13 protein-coding genes, 1 tRNA gene and 1 riboswitch are annotated in these 19,244 nt (G+C 72.9%); of the genes, 8 read left to right on the top strand and 6 right to left on the bottom strand.

All coding sequences use genetic code 11. The features are described from left to right. Window positions 1-168: 168 nt before the first annotated feature. From MB828_RS09320 to MB828_RS09310, 3 genes are all read left to right on the top strand, one after another. The gene (locus MB828_RS09320; protein ID WP_301647772.1) at window positions 169-1,518 is read left to right on the top strand and encodes an MFS transporter; all 1,350 of its coding nucleotides are present in this window, start codon (window positions 169-171) and stop codon (window positions 1,516-1,518) included. A gap of 187 nt (window positions 1,519-1,705) precedes the next feature. Further along, window positions 1,706-2,125: an effector-associated constant component EACC1 gene (locus MB828_RS09315; protein ID WP_301647771.1), complete on the top strand. Its 420-nt coding sequence runs from the start codon at window positions 1,706-1,708 to the stop codon at window positions 2,123-2,125. Continuing rightward, entirely contained in the window at window positions 2,112-5,255 is a 3,144-nt protein-coding gene (locus MB828_RS09310) for a caspase family protein (RefSeq protein ID WP_301647770.1), read from the top strand. Before MB828_RS09315 ends, MB828_RS09310 begins: the two co-directional genes overlap by 14 nt. 39 nt (window positions 5,256-5,294) lie before the next feature. Here MB828_RS09310 and MB828_RS09305 read toward each other — a convergent pair whose 3' ends face one another. Both MB828_RS09305 and MB828_RS09300 read right to left on the bottom strand, forming a co-directional pair. Next, window positions 5,295-5,936 carry a GTP cyclohydrolase II gene (locus MB828_RS09305; RefSeq protein ID WP_133023883.1) on the bottom strand — a complete coding sequence of 214 codons (642 nt, stop codon included), beginning with the start codon at window positions 5,934-5,936 and terminating at the stop codon, window positions 5,295-5,297. 166 nt (window positions 5,937-6,102) lie between these two features. Then, a complete protein-coding gene (locus tag MB828_RS09300; protein WP_301647769.1) occupies window positions 6,103-6,627 on the bottom strand; it encodes a MarR family winged helix-turn-helix transcriptional regulator in 525 nt (174 codons plus the stop codon). A 107-nt stretch (window positions 6,628-6,734) separates the two neighbouring features. On the opposite strand from MB828_RS09300, the gene MB828_RS09295 reads away from it, so the two are divergent. The 4 genes from MB828_RS09295 to MB828_RS09280 all read left to right on the top strand — a co-directional run bounded on the left by MB828_RS09295 (window position 6,735) and on the right by MB828_RS09280 (window position 10,677). Continuing rightward, window positions 6,735-7,874: a dihydrofolate reductase family protein gene (locus MB828_RS09295; RefSeq protein ID WP_301647768.1), complete on the top strand. Its 1,140-nt coding sequence runs from the start codon at window positions 6,735-6,737 to the stop codon at window positions 7,872-7,874. Between the two features lie 79 nt (window positions 7,875-7,953). After that, window positions 7,954-8,027 (top strand) — tRNA-Met (locus MB828_RS09290). 320 nt (window positions 8,028-8,347) lie between these two features. Then, window positions 8,348-8,507: riboswitch (cyclic di-AMP (ydaO/yuaA leader) on the top strand. Between the two features lie 9 nt (window positions 8,508-8,516). Beyond that, window positions 8,517-9,551: a M23 family metallopeptidase gene (locus MB828_RS09285; protein ID WP_301647767.1), complete on the top strand. Its 1,035-nt coding sequence runs from the start codon at window positions 8,517-8,519 to the stop codon at window positions 9,549-9,551. 163 nt (window positions 9,552-9,714) lie between these two features. Then, entirely contained in the window at window positions 9,715-10,677 is a 963-nt protein-coding gene (locus tag MB828_RS09280) for an aldo/keto reductase (RefSeq protein ID WP_133023887.1), read from the top strand. A gap of 156 nt (window positions 10,678-10,833) precedes the next feature. Here MB828_RS09280 and MB828_RS09275 read toward each other — a convergent pair whose 3' ends face one another. The 4 genes from MB828_RS09275 to MB828_RS09260 form a co-directional block, all read right to left on the bottom strand. Then, entirely contained in the window at window positions 10,834-12,147 is a 1,314-nt protein-coding gene (locus MB828_RS09275) for a PrsW family intramembrane metalloprotease (RefSeq protein WP_301647766.1), read from the bottom strand. 10 nt (window positions 12,148-12,157) lie between these two features. Beyond that, window positions 12,158-13,039, bottom strand: coding sequence for a tRNA (guanosine(46)-N7)-methyltransferase TrmB (gene trmB / locus MB828_RS09270; protein ID WP_301647765.1), 882 nt, complete (start codon window positions 13,037-13,039; stop codon window positions 12,158-12,160). A gap of 53 nt (window positions 13,040-13,092) precedes the next feature. Then, window positions 13,093-14,313 (bottom strand): L-2-hydroxyglutarate oxidase, encoded by a 1,221-nt coding sequence (gene lhgO, locus MB828_RS09265; RefSeq protein ID WP_301647764.1) that lies wholly within the window; start codon window positions 14,311-14,313, stop codon window positions 13,093-13,095. Between the two features lie 151 nt (window positions 14,314-14,464). Continuing rightward, on the bottom strand, window positions 14,465-15,889 hold the full coding sequence (locus MB828_RS09260; protein WP_046734475.1) for a hypothetical protein: 1,425 nt from the start codon (window positions 15,887-15,889) through the stop codon (window positions 14,465-14,467). 725 nt (window positions 15,890-16,614) lie between these two features. Between MB828_RS09260 and MB828_RS09255 the strand changes: the two genes are divergently transcribed. Further along, the gene (locus MB828_RS09255) at window positions 16,615-18,693 is read left to right on the top strand and encodes an asparagine synthase-related protein (RefSeq protein ID WP_301647763.1); all 2,079 of its coding nucleotides are present in this window, start codon (window positions 16,615-16,617) and stop codon (window positions 18,691-18,693) included. The last annotated feature ends 551 nt before the right edge of the window (window positions 18,694-19,244 follow it).

The raw sequence follows: 19,244 nt of genomic DNA, 5'->3' as shown, positions 1-19,244 counted from the left end.
GGCGGAGCACGCGGAGAGCAAGGGGTTGCTAAAGGTTCGTCCGGTGGCGGAATGACCGCGTGAGCCGCGGATACGACGTGACGCGTCCGTGCCCCATCTCCGTGCCCCGTGTCCGTGCCCAACATCTGTGTCCGACCTTCGTGTCGGGGTCCGCAGCCGGGAGGGTCTTTGACAGCGTCAGGGCGGCGTCCCGCGCGGTCCTCGCGGAACAAGGCGCGGAACACGGCGCGGAACACGGCGGGGACCGCGGTCTTCCTCGTGCTGATGGTCGACTCCGTCGTCACCGGGCTGTTCGTCCCGTTGTCCCTGCTGTACCTGTCGGCGAGTTCGGACGCCTCGCTGGTCCGGGTCGGGACCCTGCTGAGCCTGGCCGGCCTGCTCTCGCTGCCGCTGCCGCTGTGGATCGGCCCCCTCGTCGACCGGCACGGGCCCCGGCCGACCGTGCTGGCCGCGCAGTTGCTCCAGGCGGCCGGTTTCCTCGGATACCTCGTGGTCCGCGACGACGTCGGGATCCTCGTGGCCGCGACCATCGCCTCACTGGGGCAACGGGCCTTCTGGTCCTCGGCGTTCACCCTGGTCAGCAATGTGTCCGACGGCGACCCCGGCGGGCACTCCCGCGAGCGGTGGTTCGGCATCGCCGGCTCGTTGCGTGCGGCGGGCTACGGCGTCGGCGCCGTCGCCGCGGGCGTCGCCCTGTCGGTGAAGTCCGGTCCGGTGTACCGCGGGGCGATCGGCACGTGTGCCGTGCTGCTGCTGATGGCCGCCCTGCTGCTGGTGCGTGGGGTGCCGCGGAGCGCGACGCTGCCGGCCCTCACGGGCCACGCCGAGCCGGGTGCCCCGGCCGCGCGCGGCCGCGGATACCGGGAGCTGTGGGCCGACCGCCCCTACCTGGGGCTGGTGGCGCTGAACACGGCGTTCGCGCTGTGCAACGTCATGCTCAGCATCGCCTTCCCGCCGTTCGTCGAACGCCGGCTGCCCGAGGTGACCTGGGCGGTCGGACCGCTGCTGGCGATGAACACGGTGGTCCAGGCGGTGCTGCAGACGACGGTGGTCCGGCTGATCCGGCCGCTGCCCCGGCACCGGTCACTGTGCCTGGCCGGGGTGCTCTGGGCCGCGTGGGCGGGCCTGACGGCGGGTCCGCTGTGGCTGCCCCGGGGCCTGTGGGTCCCCTGCCTGACGGTGGCCGTGCTCTGCTACTCGGCGGCTCAGCTCGTGCACTCGCCCGTGTCCAACGCCCTGTCCGCCGACGCCGCGCCCGCCGGGATCCGCGGCCGCTACATCGCCGTCTTCCAGTACTCCTTCGCCGTCGCAACGGTCGTGGCCCCGCTGCTGTTCTCACTGCTGCTCGACGTGTCGGGCGTCGCCCCCTGGGTCACCCTCGCCGCACTGGCCCTGGTGACGGTCCCGGGCGCCCTGGCCCTGGCCCCGCGCCTGCCCCCGTCCGCGCTCATGACAGCCGGAGCCGACGGGCCGTCGAACCCCGCGGCGTCCCCCCACCGCAGGACGGAACGACGCTGACCCGGGCGCTCAGCCCACCCGCACCGCGGTGGGTTCCGGGTACGAGCACCGGTGCGGTCCGCGGCCGGGCCGGGGCCGGTGTCCTCCCAACCGGCGGGCGACGATTGGGGCATTCGTGGTGTCCGGGGGTGAGTGCCGCCCTACACTCACGGCTGCGGATCGTTGCAGGGGGTTATGGGGGAACACAATGCGTGCCACGATCACCGGTCCCGATCACGAGGACGGGCATCTGATCGTCAGCGAACTCCACGACTGGCTCGTCGGGGACGCCGAGTTGCGCCGGTCGGCGCGGATACACCGGGTCACTCGCGAGTCGGCCGGGACGATGGGGGCGCTGGACGTCATCGAGGTGGTGCTCGGCCAGGGCATCGCCGCCGCCAACCTGGCGCTGGCGTACGCGTCCTGGCGCTCGACCCGCCCGGTGCCGCCCCGTGTGCGTGTGACCCTGCCGGGCGGGACGCTGACCTTGACGGACGACAGCCCGGAGGCGTTGGAGCGGATCCTGGCGGCTCTCCGGGAACCGCCACCGGGAGCGCCCGCCGGAACCACGGGTGCGCGGGACGCCGACAGCGCCCGGGCGGAGGCGGGCGGCGATGGCGCAGCCTGAGCCCTCGGCCTCCCGGGCGGTCATCGTCGGCGTCCAGGGCTACCAGCACCTGGACCCGCTTCCCGCCGTCGCCAACAACGTCCGGCGCATGGCGGAACTCCTGCGCGACCCGGACCTGTGGGGGCTGCCGGAAGAGAACTGCACGGTCCTGCTGGACCCGACGTCCGACCGCGAGGTCCTCGAAGCGGTGCACGAGGCGGCCTCGCAGGCACAGGACGGGTTCCTGCTGTACTTCGCGGGACACGGACTGCCCGAGCAGCCCGACGGACTCCAACTGGCACTGCCGGACACCAGCAGCGAGCACCTGTTCCGGGCCCTGTCGTACGACCGGGTCCGGTCGGTCATCCTCCGGTACTGCACGGCGCTGCACAAAGTGGTCATCCTCGACACCTGCTTCAGCGGGCGGGCCCTCAAGGGCGTGATGGGTCCGGACGTGGGCGTCGCCGACTTCGCCGAGGTGGACGGCACGTTCCTGATGACCTCCTCGGCGGAGAACCGGACCTCGATGGCACCGGTCGGCGCCGAGTTCACGCTGTTCACCGGGGAACTCGTCAGGGTGCTTGACCAGGGGCATCCCGATACCGGCGACCTCCTGGACATGGACACGATCTACCGCTCGGTGGACCGCGCCCTGCGGGCGGGCGGCGGTCCCGTTCCGCAGCAGCGCGCCCGTAACGCGGGTGCCCGCATCACCTTCGTCCGCAACCGGGCCCACCTCGGCGAGCGCCGCGGCCCCCGGATCCCGGCGCCGCGCGACACCGTCGTACCGGCCGGCTACGAGGCACTGCTGGACGAGACCGTGCCGGGGCTGATCGAGCGGCTGGCGGGGCTGACGAAGTCGGGGCGCGGTGCCGAGGCGGACGCCGTTCTCACCGCCGTGGCCACCCGCTGGCCCGAGCAGGAGGCGGCCGCGCTCCTCGGCGAGCTGCGCTCGGCCGGACTCGGCCGGGAGACGAAGCTCGCGTGCGAGGCAGTCGCCGCGCGGCCCGCCGCGCAGGTCACGGAGTGCCTGCACGTCCTCGAACAGATCGGTGAAGGCCACGTGGCCGACATGATGTTCGAGGCGCTGGCGCGCACCGGTCCCACGGCGGTCGCGGCGGCCGCCCGCAGCCTGCGCGACCTGGGCCTGACGGTCACGGAGCGACTGGTGCGGCCCGCCCTCGCCATGGGCGGTCCCGACGGCTCGGCCGACCTGGTGGTCGCCCTCCACCAGCAGGGACTCGGCGACGAGGCCATGGCCGGCCTGCGCATGCTGGTGGCCCGCGAACCCGACCCGGAGTACGTGCGCGTCGCCGATGCCCTGCTGGAACGGGACTCGGCCGAGTCCGCGTACGCGCTGTACCTGGCGCTGCCCGCGGCGCTCGCCGCCTCCCGGTCGAGGGAGGAGACCGCCCGGCTGCTGCTCTCCATGAAGGAGCAGGGTGCACAGCCGCAGGCGGAGGAGCTCCTCCGCGCCCTGCTCGCCGCCGAGCCGGAGGAGCGGGTCGGCTGGGCACTCGCCCTGCACACGGTGGGCCTCGCCTGGGGCGACGAAGCGGCCCGCGACCTGCTGCGCCGGGCCTCCGCCGAGAAAGTGCTGCGGATCATGGAGAAGATCCGCAGGACCCGCCCCGACGCCCTCGTCACGGTGGTGCGGTGGGCGACCTCGGGCCCCCGCGGGGCCGCCGACACCGTGGCCTTCATGACGGCGCTGCGCCGGTTCGGCCGGCCCCTGGACGCCATGCGGCTGCTCACCGACGTGGCCGACTCCGGACCCGAGCAGGCCGCCGCCCTCATCGCGGCCCTGCGCGACCTCGGGCACGAGGCGGTGGACAGACTCCTGGAACGCGCTGCCGGCCGCCCCGCCGCACAGCGCGTCGTCCTGGTCACGGCGATGCGTGCGCACGGTGCCCGGGACGACGCCGACCGGATGCTCGCCGACCTCCTGAACAGCGCGGACGAGGAACTGCTCGGGGCGCTGCCCGCCCTCGCCGCCGAAGTCGACGTCGAGACGCTCCACGCGCACATCGCGGGCTCCGCCGGAGGCGAGGACGTGGCGCCCGTTGTCCGGCGCTACTTGCGCGACGAACGGTTCGCGGACGTGGACCGCCTCCTCGACCTGCTCGCCGAGCGTTCCGAACCGCTCCTGGAGGAGATCCTCGCGGAACTCCCCGTCCTCTGTTCGCCCGACGAGTGCCGGCACCTCGCGGCCTCGATGACCCGCCTCGGCCTCCGGGCGGTCGTGCGTGTCACCGCGTGGGCGGCCACGGAGCCGGGGGCGAGCGACAGCGACGGGAGCCCGCTGAGCGGCGTCGTCGCCGAGGGCCTGATCCGGCTGCCGCGCTCCGTGCTGCTGCCCTTGATCGCGGAACTCCGGCGCCTCTATCCGGAGGACGGCGGCCGCGCAGCCGTGTGGGCGCTGGGTGAAGCACTGGCCGGGCGGGACGACGCGCCCCGGGCGCTCCTGGAACTCTGGCAGAGCGAACGTCCTGTCGCCTGGCTCCCGCTTGACCTCCGGACCCTGATGGAAGTCGCCCCGGCGGACCGGGTGGTGGCGGTCTACCGGGTCATGGCGGAGTCCGGGGTGCCCCAGGACGAGTCGGTGCTCGCCGGGCTCGGCCTGCGGGCCGATCTGCCGGCCGTGCTCACCAGGCTGCGCAGGGCGGGGCTGCCGCGGGGGGACGCGGTGCGGGTGCTGCGCTCGTCGGCGCGGCGCCATACCGAGGTGCACGATCCGGCGGTCGCGCGCGTTCTCGAGGAAGGACTGGCGAGACCCTTCGACGCCGCGGACGTGGACCGGGCCAGGAGGGTGCTGTGGCAGGCGGCTCGGGCCCTCCAGCCGTACCAGCTGGCGGAGTTGCTCGGCGCCCTGTACCTCCAGGAGAAGGAGGCCGATGTCGCCTGGGTCGTCACCTCGGCCGTGGAGCGTGTCCCGCTGGAGGACTGGCTGCCCGATGTGCTCGCCGAGCTGGGCGGCGCGCGTCTCGACGAGGTGGCCCGCTTGTTGATCCAGGCGGTGGTCCGCCGCTCGAAGGCCTGGGAGGTGCGGGGCACGGCGGCCATCCTGCGCGAGGACGGCATGGACGAGTACGCGGACCAGCTGGACGACGCGAGCCGGGGTAAGCGGATGACGCGTTGGCTGCGCATGTGACCCTCGCCGGCCCGGGCGCCGCGATCCCCGGCGGACCGGTCAGCCCGCGTTGAGTTCCGTCAGTTCGGCCAGCGGGAGCGTGTGCTGGGTGTGCAGGACCTTGGCGCGCAGGTAGCGGACGTTGTGGGCGGTGCTGAAGACGCCGGTCGGGACGCGGTCGCGGACCGTGATGCCCAGGCCGCGCAACTGCTCGGCCTTGTCGGGGTTGTTGGAGAGCAGATCCAGCTCGTCGTGGCCGAGGGCCTGGAGCATCTGGGCGGCGGCGGTGTAGTCGCGGGCGTCCTCGGGCAGCCCGAGGGCGGCGTTCGCCTCGTAGGTGTCGAGGCCCTGGTCCTGGAGGGCGTACGCGTCGAGCTTGTTGTAGAGGCCGATGCCGCGGCCCTCCTGGCGCAGGTAGAGCAGGATGCCGCCGCGGTCGGCGATGCGCTCGACGGCCTCGCGCAGCTGGGGTCCGCAGTCGCAGCGGGCCGAGCCGAAGACGTCCCCGGTCAGGCACTCGGAGTGCAGGCGGACCAGCGGGAGGGTACCGGGGGCCGGGTCGCCGAGGATGACGGCGACGTGCTCCTGGCCGTCGGTCAGACCGTGGAAGGTGACGAGTTCGGAGTTGACGCTGTAACCGTCGGCGAAGCGCAGCGGGACCCGGACGCGGGCGCGCTGGGTGGCGGCGGGGAAGTCGGTCATCGGGGTCTCCTGTGTCCGGGTGCGGGACTGCTGTCCCGGTGTGGGACGTCGTGCCTGCTTCAGATTTGAAACAGATCCACGGCTGGAACCATACCCCGTGTTTTAAATTTGAAGCAACAGGTTTACGTGAGGTCGGAGAAATGCGTGAGGTCGGAGAAACCGGGGTTCACGAACCGGAACAGGGTGACGACCGCCGTCGCCACGGCACCTCGTCCGCCGTCGGCCGCGGGGTCGACGCGTCGCCCTCCAGCGCCCGCGCGATCACGGAGCTGATCTCCTCCAACTGCCCCACCTGGTCCTCGGAGAGCCGGTCGAACACCGCCGCCCGTACCGTCTCCACATGGCCCGGCGCGGTGCGCTCCAGCACCGCCATGCCCTCGTCCGTCAGGATCGCGAAGCTGCTCCGCTTGTCCCACTGGCAGTCCTCGCGCCGGATCAGCCCGTCCTTCTCCAGCCGGGTGACGGCGTACGTCAGCCGGCTCCGGGTGATCTTCGCCCTCGCCGCGAGGTCGGTCATCCGCAGCTTGCGCTCGGGTTCCTCGGAGAGGTTGGCCAGGATGCCGTAGTAGAGATGCGGCATGCCGGCGTCCTGCTGGAGCTGGCGGTCGATCGCGTCCTCCAGGAGGTTCGTCGCCGCCATGAACGCGCGCCAGGCGCGCTGCTCCTTCGGGGTGAGCCAGCGAGTCGTCATAAGGCCAGTGTAGGTTTGTTTCAAACTTTAACCAAGCTTCCGGTTCACACCCCGCCCGCCGCCGGAAGTGTTCACACCCCGCCCGCCGCCGAGAGTGAGCGCGTCCGATGCCGTACCCCCACGTCCTGCTGTCCGCCGCCGTCTCCCTCGACGGCTACCTCGACGACACCGGTCCCGAGCGGTTGCTGCTCTCCTCCCCGGCCGACTTCGACCGCGTCGACGAGGTGCGGTCCACCGCCGACGCGGTCCTGGTCGGCGCCGGCACGATCCGCGCGGACAACCCCCGCCTCCTGGTGTACTCCGAGGAGCGCCGCGCCGCCCGGCTCGCCGCCGGCCGGCCCGAGTACCCGCTCAAGGTCACGGTCACCGCGACCGGCGACCTCGACCCGGACGCGCGGTTCTGGCACACGGGCGGCGAGAAGATCCTCTACACGACGGATGCGGGCGCCGAGCGGGCGCTGGCGCTGGGCATCGCCGCCGACGTCGTCCCGCTGGGCCCCGACCTCGACTGGCCCGCGCTGCTGACCCACCTCCACGAGGTGCGGGGCGTGGACCGCCTGATGGTGGAGGGTGGTGGCACCGTGCACACCCAGCTGCTCCAGCAGGGCCTCGCCGACGAGCTCCAGCTGGTCCTCGCCCCTGTCCTGGTCGGCGACCCGAAGGCGCCGCGTCTGTTCGGCCCCGGCGGCTACCAGGGCGGCCGCCTGCGCCTGCTGGAGACCCGCCGGATCGAGGACGTCGTCCTGGCCCGCTACGAGCCCACCGCGCCCGGCGTGGGCGGCTCGGCGTCCGCCGCCGACCGGCACTGGCTGCGGCTCGCCTGCGAGCTGGCGGCCGAGTGCCCGCCCTCGCGGACCGCGTTCAGCGTCGGCGCGGTGGTGGTCGCCGCCGATGGCACGGAGCTGGCCCGCGGCCACTCCCGGGAGGCCGGTGACCCGGCGGCCCACGCGGAGGAGGCGGCGCTGGCCAAGATCTCCCCGGCCGACCCCCGGCTGTCCACGGCCACGGTCTACACCAGCCTGGAACCCTGCACCCACCGCGCCTCCCGCCCGCACCCGTGCGCCGAGCTGATCCTCGCGGCGGGGGTACGCCGGGTGGTCACGGCCTGGCGCGAACCCGACACGTTCGTACGGGCGGCCGACGGGACGGGGATGCTGCGGGAGCAGGGGGTGGCGGTGCTGGTGCTGGGGCAGTACGAGGCCCTGGCCAAGGCGCCCAACGCCCACCTGGAGACGCCTCCCGCCTAGCGCTCGGCCACCGGCCGCGGCCCCCTCCCGTAACTGATGTGACTCGCACTCTTCCGATGACGTATGCTGGTGTCACCGACGCGGGGTGGAGCAGCTCGGTAGCTCGCTGGGCTCATAACCCAGAGGTCGCAGGTTCAAATCCTGTCCCCGCTACTGAAACCCAGGGCCGGAATCCGATGATGGATTCCGGCCCTGGGTCTTTTTGTACGCGCCCTCAGGCGTCGTCAGGCGTCGTCACGCAGGGTGCGCGGACGACGCCCCTCCGCATCACATCTGAGTCACCATCAAAACGCGTGTGACACCTGATCCGATCGGAGAGTGCGGTCGACTCGACCGTTTTCGACCGGTCATGGCAGGTAAGTCCATGCTGTGGAAGCTTAATGATCAAGGCGAATGGCTTGGAATCTGACAGCCGGGTCTATTAACGTTCGATAACGCAGCGCGGTCGTCCCAGCCGTCACCCGAGTCGGCTCCGTGCGCACGCGCCGAATCCCGTCAAGGGAACCGGGGAACCACCACCTTGGGGTGAATCGCACGGCTGCCGCCGAGTACGAATCGGCCGGTATACGCGCGTAGGAGACCTTCCCGCTCCGAACCCGTCAGCTAACCCGGTAGGCGGCGGAAGGAAAGGAGTGCGCCCGCGTGGCGTCCAACCCGTCTGCCCCCACAGCCCCGTTCGCACCCGGCCGGCGTCAGCCCGACACCTTCGGCTACGGCAGCTACCGCAGCGACGAGGGCCCCTGGGAGGAGTGGAACCCCACCGAGGAGTCCCTCGCCCCCGAACGAGGCCGGCACCGGGTCGCCAAGCAGCGCGGCGGCGGGCTCGCCCGCAGCTCCACGGTCCTCGGCGTCGGCGTGATCGCCGCCGTCGGCGCGGGCGGCATGGCCAGCGCCAACACCGGCCACCGGCCGGTCTCCATCTCCCTGCCGGACCTGCCGTCCGTCGGCTCCCTGCTCGGTGAGGACGGCGGCCACCAGGCCACGCAGACCGCGCTCAGCAGCGTCACCACGACGACCGCCACCGACGCGGACGACTCCTCCGCCGACGCGGGCGAGGCGCTGCGCAGCCGGATCATCGCCCAGGCCGAGCGGCAGCAGAGCCAGCTCGACAGCAAGGCCAGTGCCAAGGCCGTGGCCGCCGCCGACAAGGCGGTCGCCACCGCGGAGGCCAAGGCAGAACAGGCCGCCGCCGCCAAGGCGAGCGACGCCAAGGACAAGGCCGTCGCCGCGGCCAAGCAGAAGGCCGAGCAGGCCCGGCTCGCCGCGCTGGCCAAGCAGTACACGCTGCCGGTCGTGTCGTACACGATCACCGGCACGTTCGGTCAGGCCGGGTCCATGTGGTCCTCCGGCTACCACACCGGCCTCGACTTCGCCGCGCCCACCGGCACCATCATCAAGGCCGTCCACGGCGGCACGATCACCGAGGCGGGCTGGGCCGGTTCCTACGGCTACCGCACGATCCTCACCCTGGACGACGGCACCGAGCTGTGGTTCTGCCACCAGTCCTCGATCGGCGTCAAGGTCGGCCAGAAGGTCGCCACCGGTGATGTCATCGGCCGTGTCGGCGCCACCGGCAACGTCACCGGCCCGCACCTCCACCTGGAGGTCCACCCCGGCGGCCAGGCCACCGGCATCGACCCCATGACCTGGCTCCGCGGCAAGGGCCTCAACCCCTGACGGAACCTCCACCTGTCCCCGGCGGCCCGACGGCACCCCCCGATGTCGAGGCCGCCGGTCAGGTGTCTCCGGCGCGCCTCGGGCCCGCGCCCGGACCTCCGCTTTTACGAGAACTTCGTATCGCGTGGGATGGCCGGCCTGCCTGGGCGCGTTGGAATGGAGCATGACTGCTTCTTCCGCTTCCCCCGTTCTCCGTAAGCTCGGCGCCTCCGACCTGGAGGTCTTCCCGCTCGCCCTCGGTGGCAACGTCTTCGGCTGGACCGCCGACGAGGCCACCTCCTTCGCCGTCCTCGACGCGTACGCGGCCGCGGGCGGCAACTTCGTCGACACCGCCGACTCCTACTCGGCGTGGATCGAGGGCAACCAGGGCGGCGAGTCCGAGACGATCATCGGCAGGTGGGTCAAGGCCCGCGGCAACCGCGACGACGTCGTGATCGCCACGAAGGTCAGCCAGCACCCCGAGTACCAGGGGCTGTCCGCCGCCAACATCAAGGCCGCCGCCGACGCGTCCCTGCGCCGCCTCGGCACCGACCACATCGACCTCTACTACACGCACTTCGACAAGCCCGAGGTGCCGGTCGAGGAGATCATCGGAGCGCTGGACGAGCTGGTGCGGGCGGGCAAGGTACGGCACATCGCCGCGTCCAACATCAGCGCCGAGCGGCTCCAGGAGTCCCTCGACTTCTCCGACCGCGAGGGCCTGGCCCGGTACGTCGCCCTCCAGCCCCACTACAACCTGGTCTCCCGGGACACCTACGAGGGCCCCCTCCAGGACCTCGCCTCCCGCACCGGCCTCGCCGCGGTTCCGTACTACGCCCTGGCCTCCGGCTTCCTCACCGGCAAGTACCGCCCCGGTACGACGGTCGACAGCGCCCGCGCGGGCGGCGCCGCCAAGCACCTGGAGTCCGAGCGCGGGCAGCGGGTCCTGACCGCGCTGGACGAGGTCGCCGAGGCCCACGCGGCCCCCGTCCCCACGGTCGCCCTGGCCTGGCTGGCCGCCCAGCCCACCGTCGCGGCCCCGATCGCCTCGGCCCGCACGGTGGACCAGCTCCCGGCCCTGCTGGAAGTGGCGAACCTGACCCTGACGGAGCAGGACCTGCAAAAACTGACGACGGCTTCTGCCTGACGGTGACGAAGGCCGCGGCCTGAAGGTGGCGGGGCGGTGGCCCGGCTGCTCTCCGCTCCCCCCCTTCTCCGTCGGCGCTCGCGTTCGTCTTCGCCGCGACGGTGTTCGGCCACGGCGGTGCGGGTCGGCGGTGTCAGGGCGGGCCGCGCCCCGTGCCTACGACCGGTACGGGTTGTAGGCCGGTGCCGGGACTGCCGATCCGTACCAGGCCGGTGCCCCGTAGACCGGGGTGACCGGGTAGCCGTACCCCGCGCCCGCCGTCCGGGCCGCGTACTCCAGGGCGGGGCGGGCGAGTTCCCGCCGGCTCCACAGCTCGGTCAGCAGTTCCCGTTCCCGTACGACGAAGTCGGCCTCCGCCCGCCCCCGCTGCCCCCGGCGCCGCAGCAGCGCCAGCGTCGTCGCGTACCCCTCGTACTCGGCGACCGCCCGCCCCGCCGGCTTCCCGAAGTGGTACGCGGCGTACTCCCGGGCCATCTGCCGGGCCCGCATCGACCCGAGGACGAACGGCTCGGCCGCGCCCAGCCAGCCCGCGTAGACGTACGCGGGCAGCTCCTCCCGCACGGCCCGCAGCTCCCGCTGCCGCGTCCAGATCGCCAGCCAGGTCAGCAGCCCGAACGACGGCACCATGAACATGCCGTACACGGCGAAGAACCCGAACTGCCCGAAGGTCGACGACCCGTTCCAGAACGCGTGCATGCTCATCGCGAGCAGCAGCCCGGCGACCGGCGCCAGCGCCCGCCGCGCCCGCTGCCGGCGCCCGGAGAGCGCGGCGATGCCGAAGCCGATCCCGGTGAGGACGGTGAACAGGGGATGCGCGAAGGGCGACATGACGATGCGTACGAAGAAGGTGGCCGCGGTGACGGAGGCGATCCCGCTGTCACCGGTCAGCTGATCGGTCCCGAAGGCCGTGCCGAGGTAGAGGATGTTCTCGGTGAACGCGAACCCGGTGGCGGTGACCCCGGCTATCACCACCCCGTCGACGATCCCGGTGAAGTCCCGTCTGCGGAACAGGAAGACCAGCAGCACGGCCGCCGCCTTCGCGGACTCCTCGACGATCGGCGCTATCACGGTCGCCCCGAGGGTGTTCGCACCGGTCGGGTCCGCGGTCGCGGTCGCTATCCAGCGCGTCGCGAAGCTGTTGGCGACGATGGCTATCAGCGCGGCCGCGCAGGCACCCCAGGCGAAGGCGAACAGCACGTTCCGCCAGGGACCCGGCTGTACCCGGTCGAGCCAGCGGAACGCGCCCACCAGCAACGGCACGGGCAGCACGGCGAGCCCGAGCCCGACGAGGAACCCCTCCGTCCCCGTCTGCTCCCGCACCAGCGCGAGGATGACGAGCCCGGAGACGGCCAGCAGGGTGCCCAGCGCCCCGTACCGCACCCAGCGCCGCTGCCACCAGCGGGGATGCCGCAGGCCCTGGTCGGCGGGGTGCGGGGGATACGGCGGGTACGGCGGCGAATAGGTGGCCACGGCATCGACCCTAACGAGGTGACTCCAGTCGGTGCTGCTCGCTCTGCCGCACCCGATGCTGTACGCGACGGAAGAGCAGATCGTTCACCACATGTCCCTTGTCCAGTCCCTGACCCTCGAAACGGGTCAGCGGCCGGTACCGCGGACGTGGCGCGAAACCGCCGTCGGCCTGCGTGTTCTCGAACTCGGGATGCGCTTCGAGCACGGCGAGCATCTGCTCGGCGTACGGCTCCCAGTCCGTCGCGCAGTGCACGGTCGCCCCCGGCTTGAGGCGGGTCGCGGCGAGGTCGAGGAACTCGGGCTGGATCAGCCGCCGCTTGTGGTGCCGCTTCTTCGGCCAGGGGTCGGGGAAGTAGACGCGCAGCCCGTCGAGCGAGTCGGGCGTGAGCATCTCCCGGAGCAGGATGATCGCGTCGCCGTTGCCGACCCGGACGTTGGACAGCCCCTGCTGGTCGGCGAGGTTGAGCAGGTTCCCCTGCCCCGGCGTGTGCACGTCCACGGCGAGGATGTTGACGCCCTGGTCCTCGGCGGCCATCTGCGCGGTCGCCTCGCCCATCCCGAACCCGATCTCCAGCACCACCGGGTGGCCGTTGCCGAACAGCTCACCGAGGTCGATGACCCGCTGCCCGTCGATGTCCAGCCCCCACTTGGGCCACAGCCGCTGGAGCGCGTCGGCCTGCCCGGCGGTCACCCGGCTGCGGCGCGGCTGGAAGCTGCGGATCCGGCGCTCGAAGTGCGACCCGGCGGGATCGGCCCTGGGCCCGTCGGGGAACCGGGGTTCCCCCTTGGCCCGGGTGTGCCGGACGGACACCCCGGGGGTGTGGTGGGAGCCGGCGCCGGGGACGGTCCCGGTGGGCTGGGGGGCTTCGGGGGCATTGAGCGAGTCAGACACAGTGCATCCGATTTTACGGCCCGTACCGGACGCGGACGGGCCCCCTGCGGGAGTCACACCGAACCCAGCATCTCCAGCGCCCGCCGCGCCACCTCACGCCCGATCGGCAGCGAGGCCGTCGCCGCGGGCGAGGGCGCGTTCAGCACGTGCACCGCGCGCGGGCCCTCCTTGATCAGGAAGTCGTCGACGAGCGTGCCGTCCCGCAGCACGGCCTGCGCCCGCACCCCGGCCGCCGTCCGCACCAGGTCCCCCTCGTCCACGGCGGGCAGCAGCCGCCGTACGGCCGTGGTGAACGCCCGCTTCGACACCGACCGGCGCAGCTCCCCGCCGCCGTACCGCCAGTGCCGCCGTGCCAGCGTCCACGAGCCCGGCCAGGCCAGCGTGCCGGCGACCTCCCGGGGCCGTACGACGTTCCACCCGTATCCCTCCCGGGCCAGCGCCGGGACCGCGTTGGGGCCGACGTGGACACCGCCGTCGATCCCGCGCGTGAGATGCACCCCGAGGAACGGGAACGCCGGATCCGGCACCGGATACACCAGGCCCCGCACCAGCTCCGGCCGTGCCAGCTCGAAGTACTCGCCCCGGAACGGCACGATCCGCATCCCCGGTTCGTCCCCGGTCAGGCGGGCGAGTTCGTCGCAGTACAGCCCGGCGCAGTTCACCAGCACGCGGGCGCGTACGACGTCGCCGCGCGAGGTGAGCACGGCCACGCCCCGCTCCGGCCGCCGGTCCACCCGGACGACCTGCGCGCCGTACCGGATCTCCGCCCCCGAGGCCGTGCCGAGCTGCCGGGCCACCCCCACGAAGTCGCACACCCCGGTGGTCCCGACGTGTATGGCGGCCAGGCCGCGCACCTCCGGCTCGTACTCCCCGATCCCCGTGGCCCCCAGCTCCCGCACCGGTATGCCGTTCTCCCGGCCGCGCTGCACGAGGGCGTGCAGCCGGGGCAGCTCGGCCCGCTCGGTGGCCACGATCAGCTTGCCGGTGACGGCGTGCGCGATGCCGTACTCCGCGCAGAACTTGACCATCTCGGCGGCGCCCTTGACCGCGTACCGGGCCTTCAGCGACCCGGGACGGTAGTAGATCCCGCTGTGGATGACCCCGCTGTTCCGCCCGGTCTGGTGCCGGGCCGCCCCGGCCTCCTTCTCCAGCACGGTGACCCGGGTGCCGGGCGCGGCACGGCTGATCGCGTACGCCGTGGACAGCCCGACGATCCCACCCCCGACGACGAGCACGTCACAGTCGTAAGCGATCCCGGCCGGCACCTGCACCACCTCCCACGTCGATAGTGCACTGCGCCACTGACATCACTTTGAAACGTGCTTGAGGAAAGCGCCCCGTAAGGGGCGCGGGGAACTGCGCGACCAGCCCCCACGCACCCGCACTCGCCATGCGACATGGACCCCGCAGACGACTAGGCGTCTCTCACGCCGGCGCCATCAGCAACGGCCGGGCCCGTTCCCGAAGCTCCACCACCCGCGGCTCGTCCCCGTACGGCTCCAGCCGGTGCAGCAGGTCCTTCACGTACTCCGTCGTCCGTGCCGACGAGATCCGCCCGGCCACCTCCACGGCTCGCACCCCCTGCTCGCATGCCGCGTCGAGGTTCCCGGACTCCAGTTCGGCAACGGCCGACACCACCAGCCGCAGCCCGTGCGACCGCACGAACTCCTCCGTCGGCTTGGACAGCGCCTGCTCGGTGAAGCGCCGCACCTGCCGCGGCGCCTTCAGGTCGCGGTAGCACTCCGCCGCGTCCGCGGCGAACCGGTCGTAGCCGTAGAAGCCGAGCCAGGAGGGGTCGTTGTCCCCCTCCCGGGCCCGCTCCAGCCAGCCCTCCGAGGCCTTCAGCGCGGCCCCCGCGGCCTGTGCGTCACCGGCACGCGCGTGTGCCCGCGCCTCGACCAGCCGGAAGAAGCTCATGGTCCGCGCCGTCGCCAGTCCCCGGTTGCGCTCCACGGCGGCCTGCGCGAGATCGACGCCCTCGTCGCCGAACCCGCGGTAGGTCGCCTGCAACGACATCGATGCCAGGACATACCCGCCGAGCGGCACGTCCGCGGCGGCGCGGGCGAGCCGCAGCGCCTGGATGTAGTACCGCTGCGCGGCCTCCTGCTGGCCCGTGTCGAACGCCATCCACCCGGCCAGCCGCGTCAGTTCGGCACTCGCCCCGAACAGCGCCCGCCCGACCTCGTCGGAGTACGCGCCGAGCAGCAGCGGTGCGGCCTCCACCCGTAAACACTCGGGGACCATCGAAGAACGCCAGTCGCCGCCCCCGTACTTGGAGTCCCAGCGCCTGGCGTCCTCGGCGGCCTCCCGCAGCTTCTGCACATCACTGTGGCCGACTTTGAGCGGTGCGCCCGCACCCTCGGCGCCGAACGCCTCGCGCGCGACCGAACTGTCGGCGGGGGTTATCAGCCAGCGCGAGGCGGGCGTTGCGTATGCGCTCACTGCGAACGAACCGGCCAGGGACTGCCAGATGCCACCCGTGCCGGCCCGGCGGCCGGCGAGGTCGAGACGGTACAGCTCGGTCGCCGACCGCACCGCCTGTCCGACGTCTCTGGGGAAGGCGAGGCCCACTTCGGGCGCGGGGTCCGCGTCCGCCAGGCCGATCTCGTGGAGCGGCACCGGGCGGCCGAGCTTCTGGCCGATCGCGGCCGCGATGAGGTGCGGCGCGGCGCCCTGCGGCACCATGCCCTTCGACACCCAGCGCGCCACCGACGTCTTGTCGTAGCGAAGAGTCAACCCGCGTTGAGCGCCAAGGTCGTTGACGCGTCGCGCGAGTCCTGCGTTGCTGATTCCCGCGAGGGCGAGAACGGCGCCGAGCTTTTCGTTCGGCCCGCGTTGCTCCCTGGACATGCGCCACCCCTCGACACAGACGGCTGCCGCACTGGCATAACCACGCGGCATTCGTAAACCCAGCGTAGTTCGCCGCATCCCAAGCGTTAAGGGGCATTGTTCCGGATGGCGGGATTGTGGTCCGTACGCGAGTGCGGCCCATGTACGCACCGTGCACGGCCCGTCGCGACGTGCCCCCGCCGTGTGGCCGTGCGCCCGTCCGTGCGCTCTTCTCCGGCCATGGGGGGAGCGATTCCATGGTTCTGCGTGGGTCGGCCCGCTGTACTGGATCCAGTGGGCTGGGGGACACCGCCACCTTCATCCCCGCGGGTGGCGGACCGGTCCGGGAGGCGATGCCCGCCTCCCGGACTGTGCGTGTCCGGGCACGCGCGCGTGTGGTGCGCAAAGCATGTACGGAGCGTGCGCAAGCCCACGCGGCCTTCGCCGATTTGGCCGAAAATCGACCCCGTCTTTCGCGGGCGATCAACGCTCCTACCACGGGAATTGAGGGCGCGAAGGGCGTTCTGGGGGAGCGTACGGGGGGCGCATTCGCGTCGCAGTCGCCTTGTGCCGTACGGCGGTTCGGCTCTTCCGAGGCATCGACGCGGGCCCTCGTCAGCCGCGACTCCCCGCCGTCCGCGCGGGATCAAAGGAACCCCCACCGGCGCTACGAAGCGCGCCCTTCATGGCAGCATGGGGACCCGGTTCGTACCGTGCATGGTTGTCCACAGCCTGTGGAGGCGTCGATGCGGTGGTTGGTGGGATGGAGCAGCACCGCCTCCGGTGCCGCCACGATCGGCTCCGCCGGCGCCATGGGATACGACGGCGAGACCGTCCACCCGGTGGGCTCCATGCTCCTGTGGGGCGACCCCGACCCGCTCTGGGCGGTCGGCGACTGGCGCCCCGACGAGGTACGCGTCATCAAGGCCGACGCGCAGAACCGCATCGCCGTCCTCGGCACCTGCGGCGCCACCGACGAGGAACTGCGCCTCGGCCTCTTCACGGCGCGCGGGGGCGCACTCCGGCACCTGACCGCCTGGCCCGGCAGCTACACGGCCGTCGTCCAGGTCGGCCGCCGGGTCACCGTCTGCGGCGACCTCGCGGGCGCCCGCCCGGTCTTCTACAGCCCCTGGGCAGGCGGAACGGCCTACGCGACGGCCGCGCTGCCGCTCGCCGACCTCATCGAGGCCAACCTCGACTACGGCCACCTCGCCGCGCTGCTCGCCGCCCCCGACGTGCCCGCCGCGCTGCACGACTCCACCCCGTACGAGGGGGTGCGGCGCATCCCGCCGGGCCATGCGCTGATCCTGCGCACCGGGGCGCGCGAGGTGGCCGGCTACGAGCAGGTCGCCTCGCTGGCCGTCGCCGCCCCCTCCGCCGATCCCGACAGCGCCGTGGACGCCGTACGGGACGCACTCGTAGAAGCCGTACGCGCACGGCTGTCGGCACCCCGGCACGTCCCGGACATCGACCCTGGTCCGGTGCCCGGAATGGGTCCCGCCGAGCGGCGCGCGGCCCGCGGGATGCCGGTCCCGGGCATCGGCGCGGACCTCTCCGGCGGCCCGGCCTCGGGGACGCTGGCGCTGCTCGCCGCCGGGCTGCCCGGCATGCCGGGCACCGTTCTCGGCCACGGCACGGGCGCCGGCGAACGTCTCCTCGCCGTCACCTTCAACGACCTCGCCGTGGCCGGCCGCGAGTCGGAACTCGAACGGGCGGGCACCCTGGCGGCCAACCCGCGTCTGCACCACGTGGTGGTGACCGGCGGCGAGGAGATCCTCCCGTACGCCGACCTGGACGGCCCGCTCACCGACGAACCGGGGCCGTCCCTGATCTCCGCGGCCCGGCACCGGGCCCGGCTCGCCGCGGGCAGCGCCGACCACTTCACCGGCTACGGGGCCCGCCAGGTCCTGGACGCGCACCCGGCCCGCCTCGCCGACCTGCTCATGGACCGCAAGCGGCGCCACCTGGTGCGCCCGGTGGCCGCCCTCGCCAAGGCCGACGGTTCGGTGATGGTCCCCGCGCGCGTGTACAGCGCGGCGCGCAGACTGGCGCGCACGCCGTACCGCGCGGGTGTGGAGTCCCTGGCGGAGCGCCTGCTGCGGCGCCGCTTCGACGACCCCGGCGGGGCGGTCGGCGCCTCCCTCGCTGCGCTCACCTGGGCGAGACCCGGCCCCGCGGCGCGCTGGCTGACAGGCGAGGCGCTGGCAGAAGTATCGGTTCTCCTCCAGGGCTCGGCGAACCGCTCCGGCGTCGGACCGGGCCAGCGTCCCGGAGACTACCGCGCGCGGGCGGCACTGGCCCGGCACGCGGCCGACATCCGCGTCCTGGAACAGGCCGCCGAGATCCGCTCCCAGCGTCTGCACACCCCTTTTCTCGACAACCAGGTGGTCCGCGCCTGCCGCGCCCTGCCCGAGGCGCTGCGCGTCCAGCCGGGCGCCCGCGCGGCCATCCTCCGCACGGTCCTGGAGGGTGCCGGCGTCACCGACCTGCCGCCGGGCTGGGGCGCCCCCTCCCACGCGTCCTCGGCGGCCGCCACCCGTACGGGGCTGCGCGTGGCCGCCGACGACCTGATCGACCTCTTCGCCACGCCGTTGCTGGCACAGGCGGGGCTGGTGGAGGCGAGGGTGGTCCGCAAGGCGCTGCGCGCGGCGGCGGCGGGTGAACCGCTGCCGCTGGACGGTCTGGCCGACCTGGTCTCCCTGGAGCTGTGGCTACGGCGGCTGCTGTCCCGCCGGGGCACCTGCTGGACGGGCACCCCGGCCCGGGCACGCGCGGTACCGGCGGGCATCCGGCCGATGAGGGGTGCGCTGGCCTCGGGAGCGTGACCTGTCGAGGTGGGCCGCTGTCCCTGGGGGCTGCCGCCCCCAGACCCCGGCTTGCGGAGGACGGACACGCCGAATCTCGACCGCGGGCCGGTGGGGGCTGGTCGCGCAGTTCCCCGCGCCCCTTACGGGGGCGGTTTGCGTCGGCCGTTTCTCGTGTTCGGGACGGGTGCGTCGGATTTCGGCCGTGGGCCGGTGGGGGCTGGTCGCGCAGTTCCCCGCGCCCCTTACGGGGCGCTTGCGTCGGCCGTTTCTCGTGTTCGGGACGGGCGGGTCGGATTTCGGGCGTGGGCCGGTGGGGGCTGGTCGCGCAGTTCCCCGCGCCCCTTACGGGGCGCTTGCGTCGGCCGTTTCTCGGATTCGGGACGGGCGGGTCGGATTTCGGGCGTGGGCCGGTGGGGGCTGGTCGCGCAGTTCCCCGCGCCCCTTACGGGGCGCTGCACCGGCCGATTCTCGTACGGCCGCGGGCAGTCATGCCTTCCCCTCCAGCGTTCAGCCGGGGCGGCCGAAAGGCGGTGGGGTCGAAACTCCGTGCCCCAGGTGGTCGGTCCGGT

The sequence above is a fragment of the Streptomyces arenae genome, assembly GCF_022343545.1.
In the GTDB taxonomy this organism is placed as follows: domain Bacteria; phylum Actinomycetota; class Actinomycetes; order Streptomycetales; family Streptomycetaceae; genus Streptomyces; species Streptomyces humi.
The sequence above is the reverse complement of the archived record's forward strand: the minus strand, read 5'-3'. Positions and strand labels throughout refer to the sequence as shown.